Here is a 16,577-nt window from a genome sequence, read left to right as displayed (position 1 = left end):
CCGGAGGCGAAATCGCCCGGTGGGTGGCTGAGAGTTATCAAGGAGCGTGCCAGGTTTTGTGCGATGCCCGGATGGCGGGGGCGGCGCGGTGGTTGGTCATCATTCGCGGCGATTTTCACCGCGATAACCGGGAGAAAGTGCGCAAGAAGTTGCGCAGTACTGCGCAACTTCTTGCGCACTTGGCTGCAGGCCTTGCCCGGCTTGGGCTACAGGGAATTTAGGCCCTGAAATATTACGACCAACTGCGCAACTTCTTGCGCAGTTGGGTATTTGCCGGGACCGAGATGGTTGCTTCGCGAGCAGGCTCGCTCCCACAGGGGATTTTGGCTAGCCGCAATCTTGAGCCCACCACAACACCTGTGGGAGCGAGCCTGCTCGCGAAGGCGTCTGTTCAGGCAAACCATAGGCACTGACACACCGCTATCGCGAGCAGGCTCACTCCTACAGGGTTGCTCTAAACCCGGGTTAGAAAGCGTCTTATAAATGAAACACCGCGCTCGGCTATACTCCCCGCATTTCGATCAGGCACGAGGATTCACTGTGAAGAACTGGACGTTGCGCCAACGCATTTTGGCGAGCTTTGCGGTGATTATCGCCATCATGCTGTTGATGGTAGTGCTGTCCTACTCGCGGTTGTTGAAGATCGAGGCCAGTGAGAACAGCGTGCGCGACGATGCCATTCCCGGCGTCTATTACAGCTCGATGATTCGCGGCGCTTGGGTCGACAGTTATTTGCAGACCCAAAAACTGCTCGGCCTCAAGGAAGGCCAGGGCGTTTCCAGTGAAGACGCTGCGGACTACAAGGCGTTCGAGGCGCGTCTGCAAGAACATATGGCCAGCTATCGCAAGACCATGGCCACCGATGAAGACCGCTCCGAATTCGCCCTGTTTGAGAAGTACCACGATACCTTCATCCAGATTCAGGATGCCGTGCTGGACCTGCACAAGCGCAATCTGGAAGCCGACGCCATCAAGCTGTTCAACGAGAAACTGACCCCGGCCTGGTACACCGGGCGCATGAAACTCAACGACATCATTGGCGAGAACAAGCGCGTTGCCGACGAGGCCATGGCCAACATCGACGACGCGGTCGCAACGGCCAAAGTCAGCATGGTCATTTCCCTGCTGGTTGCGGTGCTGGCCGCCGGCCTCTGTGGTCTGCTGTTGATGCGCGCGATCATGGCGCCGATGAACCGCATCGTGACCATCCTCGACATCATGCGCACCGGTGACCTGAGTTCGCGTCTGAATCTCGATCGCAAGGACGAGTTCGGCGCGGTCGAAACCGGCTTCAACGACATGATGACCGAGCTGACGTCGCTGGTGTCCCAGGCCCAGCGCTCTTCGGTACAGGTGACCACCTCGGTGACCGAGATCGCTGCCACGTCCAAGCAGCAACAGGCCACCGCCACCGAAACCGCAGCGACTACCACCGAAATCGGCGCAACCTCCCGCGAGATTGCTGCGACGTCGCGGGATCTGGTGCGCACCATGACCGAAGTGTCCACCGCTGCCGATCAGGCCTCGGTGCTCGCCGGCTCCGGCCAGCAAGGCCTGGCGCGCATGGAAGACACCATGCACTCGGTCATGGGCGCGGCCGATCTGGTCAATGCCAAACTGGCGATCCTCAACGAGAAGGCCGGCAACATCAATCAGGTGGTGGTGACCATCGTCAAGGTGGCCGACCAGACCAATCTGCTGTCACTCAACGCGGCGATCGAAGCCGAGAAGGCCGGCGAGTACGGTCGCGGTTTTGCCGTAGTCGCCACCGAAGTCCGGCGTCTGGCCGATCAGACCGCCGTGGCCACCTACGACATCGAACAGATGGTTCGCGAGATCCAGTCGGCGGTGTCGGCCGGGGTGATGGGCATGGACAAGTTTTCCGAAGAAGTACGCCGGGGCATGTCGGAAGTGCAGCAGGTCGGCGAGCAGTTGTCGCAGATCATCCATCAAGTGCAAGCGCTGGCGCCGCGGGTGTTGATGGTCAACGAGGGCATGCAGGCCCAGGCCACCGGCGCCGAGCAGATCAACCATGCGCTGGTGCAGTTGGGCGATGCCAGCAGCCAGACCGTCGAATCGCTGCGTCAGGCCAGTTTCGCCATCGACGAACTGAGCCAGGTGGCCGTCGGCCTGCGCAGCGGCGTTTCGCGATTCAAAGTCTGATGAGCGAAATCATCGCCAAACGTGGCGCTGCGCCAGTGGCGAAGCAAGCGCTGTTTCTGCTGTTTCGCATCGGCAGCGAACGCTACGCCCTGCGTGCCACCGAAGTGGCCGAAGTGCTGCCGCGCCTGCCGCTGAAACCGATTGCCCGGGCACCGCATTGGGTGGCCGGGGTGTTCGCCTATCGCGGGGCGGTGGTGCCGGTGATTGATCTCAGCGCGCTGACGTTTGGGCAGCCCGCCGAGGCGCGGACCAGCACGCGCTTGGTGCTGGTCAATTATCAGCCGGATCCAGCGCAAGCAGCGCAATGGCTCGGGCTGATTCTCGAGCAGGCCACCGACACGCTGCGCTGCCATCCGCAAGATTTCCAGCCTTACGGCCTCGACAACCGCGAGGCGCCGTACCTCGGTCCGGTGCGCGAAGATGCGCAGGGATTGCTGCAATGGGTGCGGGTCAATGACTTGCTCGATGACGCCGTGCGCAGTGTGCTGTTCCCCGACCCGCCGCGTGATCCGGCGCAGTTAGAGGCGCAGCCATGAGTGGTGATCAGCGCTTTTTCGATTTTCTCAAAGAACGCATTGGCCTTGATGTCGCGTCGGTGGGCGCGGCGATCATCGAGCGTGCCGTACGCCAGCGCACCACGTTGTCCCAGGCTGCCCATGCCGACGAATATTGGCAGCTGTTGCAAGGCTCGCGGGATGAACAGCAGGCGCTGATCGAAGCGGTGATCGTCCCGGAGACGTGGTTTTTCCGCTACCCGGAATCCTTCGCGACGCTGGGCAAACTGGCGCGAGCCCGGCTTAAAGAACTCAACAATATGCGCGCGCTGCGCATCCTCAGCCTGCCGTGCTCTACCGGCGAAGAACCCTACTCGATTGCCATGGCCTTGCTTGATGCCGGATTGCGGCCGCATCAATTCAAGGTCGACGGCATGGACATCAGTCCGCTGTCGGTGGAAAAGGCGCGGCGTGCGTTGTATGGCAGGAATTCGTTTCGCGGTCAGGATCTGGAATTCCGCGAACGACACTTTTTTGCCGAGCAGGACGGCCACCGGGTCAACGAATACGTTCGCGAACAGGTGCGCTGGCAGGTCGGCAATGTCCTCGATCCGACGCTGTTGGCGAGCGAGCCTGCCTTCGATTTCGTGTTCTGCCGCAACCTGCTGATCTACTTCGACCAGCCGACGCAAAAGCAGGTGCTCGAAGTGCTCAAGCGCCTGACTCATGTCGACGGCGTGCTGTTTATTGGCCCGGCGGAGGGCAGTCTGCTCGGGCGTTTGGGCATGCGCTCGATCGGCATCCCGCAGTCGTTCGCTTTCAGCCGTCACAGCGAGCCGTACCCCGAACCGTTGCCAACGCCCAAACCAGTCGCCGTGCCGGTCAGCCAACCACTGCGCAGCGCGGCGTCGCCAGCGCCAGTGCGCAATCGGCCGTTCGCTGCCGTGACGGCTTTGCCGGTGACGAAAAAAACTGCCAATCCCGACGCCGCGACATTGTTGGCGCAGATTGCCGCACTGGCCAACGAAGGCAAAAGCGCCGAGGCCCGTGCCGCATGCGAAGACTATCTGCGCAGCCATGAACCGGTGGCGCAGGTGTTCTATTGGCTCGGCCTGCTCAGCGATGTCGCCGGCCTGAGCCTCGAGGCCCAGAGTTTCTATCGCAAGGCCTTGTACCTTGAACCGCAACATCCCGAAGCGCTGATGCACCTGGCCGCGTTGCTGCAGGCCCAGGGCGACACGGCGGGTGCCCGACGATTGCAGGAGCGCGCCGCCCGCAGCGGGCGCACCGCCGACAGTGAGCGTAAACGATGAGCGCGTCCGACACCTTGAACGTTACCCACGAAGACGCGCGCGCGATCGACGATTGCTGGAACCGCATCGGCATTCATGGCGACAAGTCCTGCCCGCTGCTGGAAGAGCACATCCATTGCCGCAACTGCTCGGTATATTCCGCCGCAGCCACGCGCCTGCTCGACCGCTATTCGTTGCAGCAGGACCAGCGCGAAGCGGTGGTCAGCAAAGTCGAAACCGATGTCAAAACCCGCTCGCTGCTGATGTTCCGCCTCGGCGAGGAATGGCTCGGCCTGGCGACGCGCAGCCTTGTCGAAGTCGCGCCGTTGCAAGCGATTCACTCGCTGCCGCACCAGCGCTCGCGAGCCTTGCTCGGCGTGGCCAATGTCCGTGGCGCCTTGGTCGCGTGCCTGTCGCTGGTGGAACTGCTCGACCTCGACGGCAGCGTTGCGCCGGCCAGCGGCGGGCGAATCATGCCGCGCATGCTGATCATCGCTGCCCATGGCGGGCCGGTGGTGGTGCCGGTGGACGAGGTCGACGGCATTCATGCCATCGACGAACGCATCCTCGATGCTGCGTCACAGTCCGGTGCGCAGGCCAGTGCCAAGTACACCCGTGGCGTTCTGCAATATCGCGGTCGCAGCTTGCGCTGGCTGGATGAAGAGCAGCTGCTGTCCGCCGTGACCCGGAGCCTGACATGACCCCCGAGCAAATGCGCGACGCCTCCCTGCTCGAACTGTTCAGCCTCGAAGCCGAAGCCCAGACCCAAGTGCTCAGCGCCGGGCTGCTGGCGCTGGAGCGCAATCCGACCCAGGCCGATCAACTGGAGTCGTGCATGCGCGCGGCGCACTCGCTCAAAGGTGCGGCGCGGATCGTTGGTATCGACAGCGGCGTCAGCGTCGCCCACGTCATGGAAGATTGCCTGGTCAGCGCGCAGGAAGGGCGTTTGTTGCTGCGTCCCGAGCACATCGATGCGTTGTTGCAGGGCACCGATCTGCTGATGCGCATCGCCACGCCGGCCAATGCGCCGCAACCTGCGGACATTGAAGCCTACGTGGCGCTGATGGGGCGTTTGCTCGATCCGTCGGCGTCAGCCGCTGTGGTTGCCGCGCCGCCGATGGCCGAGGTGCAGATCGAGCCAGCGCCGATAGTGTCAGCGCCGATGGTCGACGAGCCCGCCGAGCCGACCCCGCGCAAAAACAAACGTACTACCGAGGGCGGCGAGCGCGTATTGCGCGTCACCGCCGAACGCCTGAACAGCCTGCTCGATCTGTCGAGCAAATCGCTGGTGGAAACCCAGCGTCTCAAGCCGCATCTGGCGACCATGCAGCGCCTCAAACGCATGCAGAACAACGGCCTGCGCGCGCTGGAAAATCTCAATGTGCACCTCAAGGAGCATGCGCTGAGCCTGGAAGCGCTGGAGTCGCTGGAAGATGCGCGACGTTTGCTCGCCGAGTCGCAGCAACTGCTCAGCGAGAAAAACGCCGAACTCGACGAATTCGCCTGGCAGGCCAGTCAGCGCGCGCAAGTGCTCTATGACACCGCGCTGGCCTGTCGCATGCGCCCGTTCGCCGACGTGCTCAGCGGGCAGGCGCGTATGGTTCGCGACCTCGGTCGCAGCCTCGGCAAGCAGGTGCGCCTGGAGATCGAAGGCGAGAAAACCCAGGTCGATCGCGATGTGCTGGAAAAGCTCGAAGCGCCGCTGACTCACTTGCTGCGCAACGCCGTCGATCACGGCATCGAAACCCCGGAGCAACGCCTGCTCAAGGGCAAGCCGGAAGAGGGTCTGATTCGCCTGCGCGCGTCCCATCAAGCCGGTTTGCTGGTGCTGGAATTGAGCGATGACGGCAATGGCGTCGATCTGGAGAAAGTCCGCCGCAGCATCGTCGAGCGGCAGTTATCCCCAGCCGAAACCGCAGCGCAATTGAGCGAAGAGGAGCTGCTGACGTTCCTGTTTCTGCCGGGATTCAGCCTGCGCGACAAAGTCACCGAAGTGTCCGGGCGTGGCGTCGGCCTCGACGCGGTTCAGCACATGGTTCGCCAATTGCGCGGGGCCGTGGTGCTGGAGCAGACGGCGGGCGAGGGCAGTCGTTTCCATCTGGAAGTGCCGCTGACGCTTTCGGTGGTGCGCAGTCTGGTGGTGGAAGTCGGCGAAGAGGCTTACGCGTTCCCGTTGGCGCACATCGAACGCATGTGCGATCTGGCCCCGGAAGACATCGTGCAGGTCGAAGGACGTCAGCATTTCTGGCACGAAGGCCAACATGTCGGCCTGGTTGCCGCCAGCCAGTTGCTCAATCGCCCGGCCAGCCAGAACGATGGCGCTACCCTGAAAGTCGTGGTGATCCGTGAGCGCGAGGCGATTTACGGGGTGGCGGTCGAGCGCTTCGTGGGTGAACGCACGCTGGTGGTGTTGCCGCTGGACGAGCGTCTGGGCAAGGTTCAGGACATTTCCGCCGGGGCCTTGCTCGATGATGGCTCGGTGGTGCTGATCGTCGATGTCGAAGACATGCTGCGTTCGGTGGACAAGCTGCTCAATACGGGGCGCCTGGAGCGCATCGCCCGCCACGGCAATCAAGCTGCCGAAGCGGCGCGCAAACGAGTCTTGGTGGTCGACGATTCGCTGACTGTGCGCGAGCTGCAACGCAAACTGCTGCTCAATCGCGGCTACGACGTCGCGGTGGCGGTGGACGGCATGGATGGCTGGAACGCGCTGCGTTCGGAGAACTTCGATCTGCTGATCACCGACATCGACATGCCACGCATGGACGGCATCGAGCTGGTCACGCTGCTGCGCCGCGACAACCGTCTGCAATCGCTGCCGGTGATGGTCGTGTCGTACAAGGATCGTGAAGAAGACCGCCGCCGTGGACTGGACGCCGGCGCCGACTATTATCTAGCCAAAGCCAGTTTTCATGACGACGCCCTGCTCGATGCAGTGGTCGAGCTCATCGGGGGAGCGCGGGCATGAGGATCGCAATCGTCAACGACATGCCCCTGGCGGTGGAGGCCCTGCGCCGAGCGCTGGCCTTCGAGCCGGCGCATCAGGTGATCTGGGTCGCCAGCAACGGCGCCGAGGCGGTGCAACGCTGCGCCGAGTGCACGCCAGACCTGATTCTGATGGACCTGATCATGCCGATCATGGACGGCGTCGAAGCCACGCGGCGGATCATGGCCGAGACCCCGTGCGCGATTGTCATCGTCACGGTGGATCGTCAGCAGAACGTGCACCGCGTGTTCGAGGCCATGGGCCACGGCGCGCTGGACGTGGTCGACACCCCGGCGATCGGCGCCGGCAATGCCCAGGAAGCGGCGGCGCCGTTGTTGCGCAAGATCCTCAACATCGGCTGGCTGATCGGCGACAAGGCACCCCGTTCGCGCCCGGCGCCGAGTTCACCGCGCAGCTCGCCGTCGCGTCAGCGGCTGGTAGCGATCGGTTCGTCCGCTGGTGGGCCGGCGGCACTGGAAGTGTTGCTCAAAGGCCTGCCGAGGGATTTTTCCGCGGCGATCGTGCTGGTGCAGCATGTCGATCAGGTGTTCGCCGCCGGCATGGCCGAATGGCTGGCCAGCGCCAGCGGCCTCGATGTGCGTCTGGCCCGCGAAGGCGAGCCGCCGCAAAGTGGCGCGGTGCTGCTGGCCGGGACCAATCACCATATTCGCCTGTTGAAAAACGGCACGCTGGCCTACACCGCCGAACCGGTCAACGAGATCTACCGCCCTTCGATCGACGTGTTTTTCGAGAGCGTTGCCAGTTACTGGAACGGTGACGCGGTCGGGGTTTTATTGACCGGGATGGGGCGCGATGGTGCGCAAGGGCTTAAGCTCATGCGCCAGCAGGGTTATTTGACCATTGCGCAGGATCAGCACAGCAGTGCGGTGTACGGCATGCCCAAGGCTGCCGCGGCGATCGATGCTGCGGTGGAAATCCGCCCGCTGGAAAAGATAGCGCCACGATTGCTGGAGATTTTCCCCAAATGAACAGCTTGATCGGCAATCCAGGCTCCCGCAGTACTCAGGTGACCGCCCATGAATGATTTACAGATCGACGACATTAAAACCGACGAGAACGCCGCCATGGTGTTGTTGGTGGATGATCAGGCGATGATCGGCGAAGCGGTGCGCCGTGGGCTGTCGAATCAGGAAAACATCGACTTCCACTTCTGCTCCGACCCGCAGCAGGCCATCGCCCAGGCGGTGCGAATCAAGCCGACGGTGATCCTGCAGGATCTGGTGATGCCCGGCCTCGATGGTCTGAGCCTGGTGCGCGAATACCGCAATCACCCGGCGACCAAGGACATCCCGATCATCGTCCTCTCGACCAAGGAAGACCCGCTGATCAAAAGCGCAGCGTTCTCCGCCGGCGCCAACGATTACCTGGTGAAACTGCCGGACACCATCGAACTGGTCGCACGCATCCGCTACCACTCGCGGTCCTACATGACGTTGTTGCAACGCGATGCGGCGTACCGAGCGTTGCGGGTCAGCCAGCAGCAACTGCTCGACACCAATCTGGTGCTGCAACGGCTGATGAACTCCGACGGCCTGACCGGGCTGTCCAACCGCCGGCACTTCGACGAGTACCTGGAGCTGGAGTGGCGCCGTTCACTGCGCGATCAGACGCAGCTGTCATTGCTGATGATCGACGTCGATTACTTCAAGTCGTACAACGACAGTTTCGGCCACGTGGAAGGCGATGAAGCGTTGCGCAAGGTTGCTGCAGCCATCCGTGACGCCAGCGCGCGACCGTCGGATCTGCCGGCGCGTTATGGCGGCGAGGAGTTTGTGCTAGTGCTGCCGAACACCTCGCCGGGCGGCGCGCGGCTGTTGGCCGAGAAGCTGCGCCAGACTGTGGCGGCGTTGAAGATTCCCCATAACACGCCGACCGAAGGCTCCAGTCTGACCATCAGCATTGGTCTGGCGACCATGGTGCCCCAGGCGGGCAGTGATTGCCGGCTGCTGATTTCGGCGGCGGATCGCGGGTTGTATCTGGCCAAGAACAATGGGCGCAATCAGGTCGGGATCGAATAACTTTCCTGACGATGCAATCCACCTGTGGGAGCGAGCCTGCTCGCGAAAGCGGTTGTGCACTCGACATTGCCGGCGGCTGGCAGGTCGCCTTCGCGAGCAGGCTCGCTCCCACAGGAGATCGCGTCAGGTCAGTGTCAAGTGAATCACCCCCAGACCCGCCAGACGGGCTGCCGCGACAGCCTCTTTACGTTATACTCGCCGGCTTTCAAAAGTTCGCCAACGAGTGCTGCCCGTCATGGAAATCAACCCGATCCTGAACACCATCAAGGACCTGTCCGAGCGCTCCGAAACTATTCGGGGGTATCTTTGACTACGATCAAAAGCATGAGCGTCTGACTGAAGTCAATCGCGAGCTTGAAGATCCGAGTGTCTGGAACAAACCTGAATACGCCCAGGAGCTGGGCCGCGAGCGTGCCGCGCTGGCGCAGATCGTCGATACCCTCGACGAACTGAACGGCGGTCTGGCCGATTGCCGCGACCTGCTGGACATGGCCGTCGAAGAAAACGACGAAGGCGCAGTGGGCGATGTCGTCGCCGAGCTGGCCCGTCTCGAGGAAAGTCTGGCCAAGCTGGAATTCCGCCGCATGTTCAGCCATGAAATGGACCCGAACAACGCCTACCTGGATATCCAGGCCGGTTCCGGCGGTACCGAAGCGCAGGACTGGGCCAACATCCTGCTGCGCATGTACCTGCGCTGGGCTGACAAACGCGGTTTCGAAGCGACCATCATGGAACTGTCCGCCGGTGAAGTCGCCGGTATCAAGGGCGCGACCGTGCACATCAAGGGCGAATACGCCTTTGGCTGGCTGCGTACCGAGATCGGCGTGCACCGTCTGGTGCGCAAGAGCCCGTTCGACTCCGGCAACCGTCGCCACACCTCGTTCTCCGCGGTTTTCGTCTCGCCAGAGATCGATGACAAGGTGGAAATCGAAATCAATCCGGCAGACCTGCGGATCGACACCTATCGTTCTTCCGGTGCCGGTGGTCAGCACGTAAACACCACCGACTCGGCCGTACGTATCACCCACGTACCGACCAACACCGTGGTCAGCTGCCAGAACGAGCGTTCCCAGCACGCCAACAAGGACACCGCGATGAAAATGCTGCGGGCCAAGTTGTACGAGCAGGAAATGCAGAAGCGCAACGCCGCCTCGCAAGCGCTGGAAGACACCAAGTCGGACATCGGCTGGGGTCACCAGATCCGCTCTTACGTGCTCGATGCGTCGCGGATCAAGGATCTGCGCACCAACATCGAACGCAGCGATTGTGACAAGGTGCTCGACGGCGACATCGACGAGTATCTGGAAGCGAGCCTGAAATCCGGCCTGTAACACCCTCTGTGGGAGCGGGCTCGCCCGCGATCCCCAGCCGAAGGCTGGGGGCAACGAACCTGATGGAATACTTAAAGACATGAGCGACCTACAACTCGACCCGCAAGCCCTGCAACAGGAAGAAAACTCCCTGATCGCCCTGCGCAAGGAAAAGCTTGCTGCCGAGCGCGCCAAGGGCAATGCCTTCCCGAACGACTTCCGCCGCGAAAACTACTGCGATGCCTTGCAGAAACAGTACGCGGACAAGACCAAGGAAGAGCTGGCAGAGGCTGCAATCCCGGTCAAGGTTGCCGGTCGCATCATGCTCAACCGTGGCTCGTTCATGGTGATCCAGGACATGACCGGGCGCATTCAGGTCTACGTCAACCGCAAGACGCTGTCGGAAGAAACCCTGGCCGCGGTGAAAACCTGGGACATGGGCGACATCATTGCCGCCGAAGGCACCCTGGCGCGTTCCGGCAAGGGCGACCTGTACGTTGAAATGACCAACGTGCGCCTGCTGACCAAGTCGCTGCGTCCGCTGCCGGACAAGCACCACGGCCTGACCGACACCGAACAGCGCTACCGCCAGCGCTACGTTGACCTGATCGTCAACGAAGACGTGCGCCAGACCTTCCGCGTGCGTTCGCAAGTGATCGCGCACATCCGCAGCTTCCTGATGAAGCGCGACTTCCTCGAAGTCGAAACGCCGATGCTGCAGACCATTCCCGGCGGCGCTGCGGCCAAGCCGTTCGAAACCCACCACAACGCACTGGACCTGCCGATGTTCCTGCGTATCGCGCCGGAGCTGTATCTGAAGCGTCTGGTGGTTGGCGGTTTCGAAAAGGTGTTCGAGATCAACCGCAACTTCCGCAACGAAGGCGTTTCGACTCGCCACAACCCTGAATTCACCATGTTGGAGTTCTATCAGGCGTACGCCGATTACGAAGACAACATGGACCTGACCGAAGAACTGTTCCGCGAGCTGGCGCAGCTGGTGTTGGGCAGTACCGACGTGCCGTACGGCGACAAGGTGTTCCACTTCGGCGAGCCGTTTGTGCGTCTGTCGGTGTTCGACTCGATCCTCAAGTACAACCCTGAGTTGACTGCCGATGATCTGAACGACATCGACAAGGCTCGCGCCATCGCCAAGAAGGCCGGCGCCAAGGTGCTGGGCTTCGAAGGTCTGGGTAAATTGCAGGTGATGATTTTCGAAGAGCTGGTCGAGCACAAGCTGGAGCAGCCGCACTTCATCACTCAGTACCCGTTCGAAGTGTCGCCGCTGGCCCGTCGCAACGACGAAAACCCGAACGTCACCGACCGCTTCGAGCTGTTCATCGGCGGCCGTGAAATCGCCAACGCTTACTCCGAGTTGAACGACGCCGAAGACCAGGCCGAGCGCTTCATGGCGCAGGTGGCCGACAAGGACGCCGGTGACGACGAAGCCATGCATTACGACGCCGACTTCGTTCGTGCGCTGGAGTACGGCATGCCGCCAACCGCCGGTGAAGGTATCGGCATCGATCGTCTGGTGATGTTGCTGACCAACTCGCCGTCAATCCGCGATGTGATCCTGTTCCCGCACATGCGACCGCAAGCGTAAACGTTTCAGTTAAAAAGCCGCCTAAAACAGGCGGCTTTTTATTGCCTGTCTGGTACAAATGTATCAATTGGTTAATTTGGAATTAGTAGAGGAAGTGCTGTCGTGATGGGTGCAATAGCTCAAGAAGGTGCAGCGGGTATCGCCACTGCGGTCGCTGAAAGTGTTCAGTACCAGGGCCGCAAGGCCAGCCGACAGGGCAGTGAGCAGCGTCGCCAGGACATTCTCGACGCCGCGATGCGCATTGTCGTGCGCGACGGCGTCCGTGCCGTGCGCCATCGTGCGGTCGCGGCGGAGGCCGGCGTGCCGCTGTCGGCAACCACGTATTACTTCAAGGACATCGATGACCTGCTCACCGATACCTTCGCCCAATACGTTGAACGCAGCGCGGCGTACATGGCCAAGTTGTGGATCAACAACGAAGGCCTGTTGCGCGAAATGGTGGTCAGCGCCGACGGCAGCCCGGAGTCGCGCTCGCAACTGGCCGATGACATTGCGCGATTGATGGCCGATTACGTGCATCGGCAACTGATCAACCGCCGTGAGCATCTGATGGCCGAACAGGCGTTCCGCCAGGAAGCGCTGCTCAATCCGCGTCTGGCCATTCTGGTGCGCTCGCATCAGCAGATTCTGTTGCAGGGCACCTGCCAGTTGTTCCAGGTACTGGGCTCGCGCGAACCGCAACAGGATGCCAAGGTGTTGACGGCGATTATCGGGCGGATGGAATATCAGGGCCTGCTCAACGACGCCGAGCCATTGGCCGAAGAGGACATGCTCGGGATCCTGACGCGGTATATGCACCTTGTATTGGCGTCGGTCTAGCGTTTCACGCTACACCCCGTGGGAGCGAGCCGTTGATGATCGTTCCCTCGCTCCGCGTGGGAATGCATCCTGTGACGCTCTGCGTCACGCAGCAAAAAGGGACGCGGAGCGTCCCGGGCGACGTTCCCACGCAGAGCGTGGGAACGATCAAAAGACTGAGTTTCAGCACGTCACGTTTTCTACAGGAGTTTCGGGTGGACGATTACCAGCAGACGATACGCATGTTGTCCGATCGCATTGTGCTGGCGCAGACGCCGATCCGCGTGCTTGATGCGGTCAAGTGGGACGACAACGTGCGCAAGGGTTTCCTCAAGGCCAAAGGCAAGGAAATGCCGGCGGTGGATCGCGACTACTACCTCAACCGCCCGCTGTCGTTCGATTCGAGCCAGGTCAAACTGGAATTCCAGAACATCGAGCGCGACATCACCCGCCAGCTCGGCCAGTTCAACCCGGTCGGGCAGATCATGCGGCGCATGTGCAAGGAATACCGCATGGTGGTGCGCATGCTCGAAGCGCGCGGCACCGAGGACTTCGGGCTGATCTCGCAGGAGCTGTACGGCGCGGCGTCCGATGCCTTCCACGCCGGTGACCCGACCCTCGCCGACCTCGGCCTGATGATGTCCGACTACCTGAACAACATCGACGGGCGCGGCGATCTGAAGGATGAGCCGAAAATCCTTACCGCCAAGGACGCGGTGCACCTGCTGCAAACCCGCTTGAACAAGGTGTTTGGCGAAGCCGAAGAAACCATTCGCGTGTTCGAGTCCGACGGCATCGTCGCCGACGCTGCGGCGGGCGCCGACTACATCAAGATCCGCACCGATGCGCTGTTCAACAACCGTGACGTGCGCGCACTGGAGGTTCACGAAGGGCTGGTGCATGTCGGCACTACGCTCAATGGTTTGAACCAGCCGATCTGCACGTTTCTGTCGAAAGGTCCGCCATCGTCGACCGTGACCCAGGAAGGTCTGGCGATCCTGATGGAAATCATCACGTTCGCCTCCTACCCAAGTCGCCTGCGCAAACTGACCAATCGCACCCGCGCGATTCACATGGTCGAGGAGGGCGCGGACTTTTTGCAGGTGTTCGAGTTCTTCCGCGAGCAAGGCTTCGAAATGGCGGAAAGCTATGGCAACGCCAGTCGGGTGTTTCGCGGTTCGACGCCGACCGGTCTGCCATTCACCAAAGACTTGTCCTACCTCAAGGGCTTCATCATGGTTTACAACTACATTCAGTTGGCCGTGCGCAAGGGCAAGCTTGAGCAGATCCCGCTGTTGTTCTGCGGCAAGACCACCCTGGAAGACATGCGTACCCTGCGCCAACTGGTGGATGAGGGGCTGGTGGTACCGCCGAAGTATCTGCCGGATCAGTTCCGTGACTTGAATGCGTTGTCGGCGTGGATGTGTTTCTCCAACTTCCTCAACCATTTGAGCCTGGACCGGATTGAGGCGGACTATTCCAATATCCTTTAACCCCAACCCGTATATCCCCTGTGGGAGCGGGCTTGCTCGCGAAAGCGGTCTGACATTCAAAAAAGGTGTCGACTGACACACCGCGTTCGCGAGCAAGCCCGCTCCCACATTTGATCTGCGTTGGTCTCACGTTTTTGCGAGGTTTCACCGGATGAGAATCCTCGGCATCCTTTGCCTGCTCTTGACCCTCGGCGGTTGCAGTTCGCTGCTGTTCTACCCTGAACCGGGCCAGATCTTCACCCCGGACAAAGCCAAGCTCGAATACCGCACCGTCACGCTGGTCACCGCGGATGGCTTGAAGCTCAACGCCTGGTGGCTGCCGGCCAAACCTGGGGTCGAGGTCAAAGGCACGGTCCTGCATCTGCACGGCAACGGCGGTAATCTGCCGATGCATCTGGGCGGCAGTTGGTGGTTGCCGAAGAACGGCTATCAGGTGCTGCTGGTGGACTATCGCGGCTACGGTTTGTCCGAAGGCAAGCCGAGCCTGCCGGCGATCTATCAGGACATCGACGCGGCGTTCGCCTGGCTCGACAACGCGCCTGAGGTCAAAGGCAAACCGCTGGTGCTGCTCGGGCAGAGTCTGGGCGGCGCGATGTCGGTGCATTGGCTGGCGCAGCACCCGGAGCGGCAAAAACAACTCAAGGCCCTGGTGCTCGATGGTGTGCCGGCCAGTTATCGCAGCGTCGGCCAATTCGCCCTCAGCACTTCGTGGCTGACCTGGCCATTGCAAGTGCCGCTGTCGTGGCTGGTGCCGGACGGCGACAGCGCGATCAATTCAATGGCGCAGCTGACGGGCGTGCCCAAGCTGATCTTCCACAGCATCGACGATCCGCTGGTGCCGATGGCCAACGGCATTCGCCTGTATCAGGCAGCGCCGCCGCCGCGCGTGTTGCAGCTGACCCGTGGTGGTCATGTGCAGACCTTCGGCGACCCGGTGTGGCGGCAGGTCATGCTGCGCTATCTCGACGATCCGGAACACTTCGACGGCCTGCGCCGCCTCGGCGAAATCCCCAACTATCCGCCGCCTCCGAATTCTGCTGATGAGACCCCGCAATGACTGAAGAACGTAATGCCATCCCGCTGATCATCACCGGTATCTGCAGCATCCTCGGCACCGTCGGGGCGCTGTGGTACTACGGCTACCTGCACTTCGCCAAACCCGAGGATGCGCTGCTGCTCAATGAATTCACCATGCTCAAGACCGTGCCCGGCGAAGACTACAAAGTCTCGCTGACCCCCGCGCCGCAAGTGGCGCAGTGCATTGATGGCGTGCTGGTGTTGTTTGATACCGAGCAGAAAGGGTTGACCGGGGTGTTGGTCAATGCGCAGAAGAAAGCCGTGCGTTGCATGGGTGAAGAGACCCCGCAGAAGCTTGAGCAGTAACCCCATCAAATGTGGGAGCGAGCCTGCTCGCGAATACGGTTTCACCTTCAACATTGATGTGTATGACACTCCGCTTTCGCGAGCAGGCTCGCTCCCACAAGGAATTTCTGGTCGCCCATGAAAAAGCCCCGCCTGATCACCCAGGCGGGGCTTTTGCGTTACCCGGTGAAGCTTAGTTCGAGCTCACCGAAGAACGCGGTGCTACTGGCTGGTTGTCGTTGGAAATGGTCACTTCCACACGACGGTTCATCGCACGGCCCGACACGCTGCCGTTATCCGCTACCGGATATTCCTTGCCATAACCCTGAGCGACGATGCGCGAAGGATCGACGCCCATCTTGATCAGAGCCATCTGCACGGAAGTCGCGCGGCGCTCGGACAGCGACTGGTTGTAGCTGGCGGTGCCAGTGCTGTCGGTGTAACCCTCGACGATCACTTTGCGATCCGGGTTTTCCTGAAGGAATTGCGCCAGTTTGTTGATGTTCACCAGACCGCTGGATTTCAGATCAGCCTTGTTGGTGGCGAACAGCACGTCACCGAAAGTCACCAGCGTGCCGCGATCGGTCTGCTTGGCATTGAGGCTGTCCTGCAGCTGTTTGATCTGCTGGTCACGCGCGTCCAAGCGAGCCTGAGCTCGTTGGGCAGCGGCGTTTTTCAGGTTGTTTTCAGCGGTGCGCAGAGCGATGGTCTGCTTGGCCACTTCGACGCGCTGGTTGGTCAGGTAAGCCAGTTGATCAACCTTGGCTGCGTCTTCTTTGTCCAGATAAGCCTTGTCGGCCTTGTCCAGGTAATCGCTGGCGTCTTTGGTTTCCAGTGCTGCGACTTTGCTCGCCTGTGGGTTGGCCTGCAGGCCGGCGTAGTTGGTGCGCGCCTGTTCCAGGTTCGGGTTAGGCGGGGTGGAGCAGGCAGCCAGTGCAACGCTTGCGGCCAGAAGAGCGGGAATCATCAGTTGCTTACGCATAATTTGTCGTCCTTTCTATCGGTAAGAGTTTCAGCTTTGCGGTCGGGATGCGCGC

The 16,577-nt window shown here is 61.4% G+C and carries 14 protein-coding genes; 13 read left to right on the top strand and 1 reads right to left on the bottom strand.

Features of this window, described 5'->3' with window-relative positions; all coding sequences use genetic code 11:
• The first annotated feature begins 540 nt into the window (after positions 1-540).
• The 13 genes from ACMYUN_RS09360 to ACMYUN_RS09300 all read left to right on the top strand — a co-directional run bounded on the left by ACMYUN_RS09360 (position 541) and on the right by ACMYUN_RS09300 (position 15,561).
• Positions 541-2,163 (top strand): methyl-accepting chemotaxis protein, encoded by a 1,623-nt coding sequence (locus tag ACMYUN_RS09360; RefSeq protein ID WP_415763542.1) that lies wholly within the window; start codon positions 541-543, stop codon positions 2,161-2,163.
• On the top strand, positions 2,163-2,699 hold the full coding sequence (locus ACMYUN_RS09355) for a chemotaxis protein CheW (RefSeq protein WP_415763541.1): 537 nt from the start codon (positions 2,163-2,165) through the stop codon (positions 2,697-2,699). Before ACMYUN_RS09360 ends, ACMYUN_RS09355 begins: the two co-directional genes overlap by 1 nt.
• Positions 2,696-3,970: a CheR family methyltransferase gene (locus ACMYUN_RS09350; RefSeq protein ID WP_415763540.1), complete on the top strand. Its 1,275-nt coding sequence runs from the start codon at positions 2,696-2,698 to the stop codon at positions 3,968-3,970. Before ACMYUN_RS09355 ends, ACMYUN_RS09350 begins: the two co-directional genes overlap by 4 nt.
• Positions 3,967-4,650, top strand: a complete 684-nt coding sequence (locus tag ACMYUN_RS09345) for a chemotaxis protein CheW (RefSeq protein WP_039762404.1) — start codon at positions 3,967-3,969, stop codon at positions 4,648-4,650. The genes ACMYUN_RS09350 and ACMYUN_RS09345 overlap by 4 nt, the downstream gene beginning before the upstream one ends.
• Positions 4,647-6,917, top strand: a complete 2,271-nt coding sequence (locus tag ACMYUN_RS09340) for a hybrid sensor histidine kinase/response regulator (protein WP_039762406.1) — start codon at positions 4,647-4,649, stop codon at positions 6,915-6,917. Before ACMYUN_RS09345 ends, ACMYUN_RS09340 begins: the two co-directional genes overlap by 4 nt.
• On the top strand, positions 6,914-7,924 hold the full coding sequence (locus ACMYUN_RS09335; protein ID WP_415763539.1) for a chemotaxis response regulator protein-glutamate methylesterase: 1,011 nt from the start codon (positions 6,914-6,916) through the stop codon (positions 7,922-7,924). The genes ACMYUN_RS09340 and ACMYUN_RS09335 overlap by 4 nt, the downstream gene beginning before the upstream one ends.
• A 48-nt stretch (positions 7,925-7,972) precedes the next feature.
• Complete coding sequence (locus ACMYUN_RS09330; protein ID WP_415763538.1) at positions 7,973-8,974, top strand: diguanylate cyclase domain-containing protein; 1,002 nt, start codon at positions 7,973-7,975, stop codon at positions 8,972-8,974.
• A 235-nt stretch (positions 8,975-9,209) separates the two neighbouring features.
• Positions 9,210-10,305, top strand: a protein-coding gene (prfB, locus tag ACMYUN_RS09325) for a peptide chain release factor 2 (protein WP_415763537.1) whose coding sequence is annotated in 2 segments (ribosomal slippage) — positions 9,210-9,281 and positions 9,283-10,305 — 1,095 coding nt in all. Because the reading frame shifts where the segments join, the coding sequence is not laid out codon by codon here.
• A gap of 79 nt (positions 10,306-10,384) precedes the next feature.
• Positions 10,385-11,887: a lysine--tRNA ligase gene (gene lysS, locus ACMYUN_RS09320; RefSeq protein ID WP_310406697.1), complete on the top strand. Its 1,503-nt coding sequence runs from the start codon at positions 10,385-10,387 to the stop codon at positions 11,885-11,887.
• Positions 11,888-11,992: 105 nt separating this feature from the next.
• Positions 11,993-12,706 (top strand): TetR/AcrR family transcriptional regulator, encoded by a 714-nt coding sequence (locus ACMYUN_RS09315; RefSeq protein WP_056783159.1) that lies wholly within the window; start codon positions 11,993-11,995, stop codon positions 12,704-12,706.
• 221 nt (positions 12,707-12,927) lie between these two features.
• Positions 12,928-14,178 (top strand): flavohemoglobin expression-modulating QEGLA motif protein, encoded by a 1,251-nt coding sequence (locus ACMYUN_RS09310; RefSeq protein WP_415763965.1) that lies wholly within the window; start codon positions 12,928-12,930, stop codon positions 14,176-14,178.
• Positions 14,179-14,329: 151 nt separating this feature from the next.
• The gene (locus tag ACMYUN_RS09305; protein WP_415763536.1) at positions 14,330-15,235 is read left to right on the top strand and encodes an alpha/beta hydrolase; all 906 of its coding nucleotides are present in this window, start codon (positions 14,330-14,332) and stop codon (positions 15,233-15,235) included.
• Positions 15,232-15,561 (top strand): hypothetical protein, encoded by a 330-nt coding sequence (locus tag ACMYUN_RS09300; RefSeq protein ID WP_039762415.1) that lies wholly within the window; start codon positions 15,232-15,234, stop codon positions 15,559-15,561. Before ACMYUN_RS09305 ends, ACMYUN_RS09300 begins: the two co-directional genes overlap by 4 nt.
• A gap of 172 nt (positions 15,562-15,733) precedes the next feature.
• Here the strand turns inward: ACMYUN_RS09300 and ACMYUN_RS09295 are convergent, their stop codons facing one another.
• The gene (locus tag ACMYUN_RS09295) at positions 15,734-16,522 is read right to left on the bottom strand and encodes an OmpA family protein (RefSeq protein ID WP_024011746.1); all 789 of its coding nucleotides are present in this window, start codon (positions 16,520-16,522) and stop codon (positions 15,734-15,736) included.
• Between the last annotated feature and the right edge of the window lie 55 nt (positions 16,523-16,577).

Origin of the sequence: Pseudomonas sp. CP4 (genome assembly GCF_047758505.1) — a bacterium.
Classification (GTDB): Bacteria; Pseudomonadota; Gammaproteobacteria; order Pseudomonadales; family Pseudomonadaceae; genus Aquipseudomonas; species Aquipseudomonas fluorescens_AO.
The sequence above is the reverse complement of the archived record's forward strand: the minus strand, read 5'-3'. Positions and strand labels throughout refer to the sequence as shown.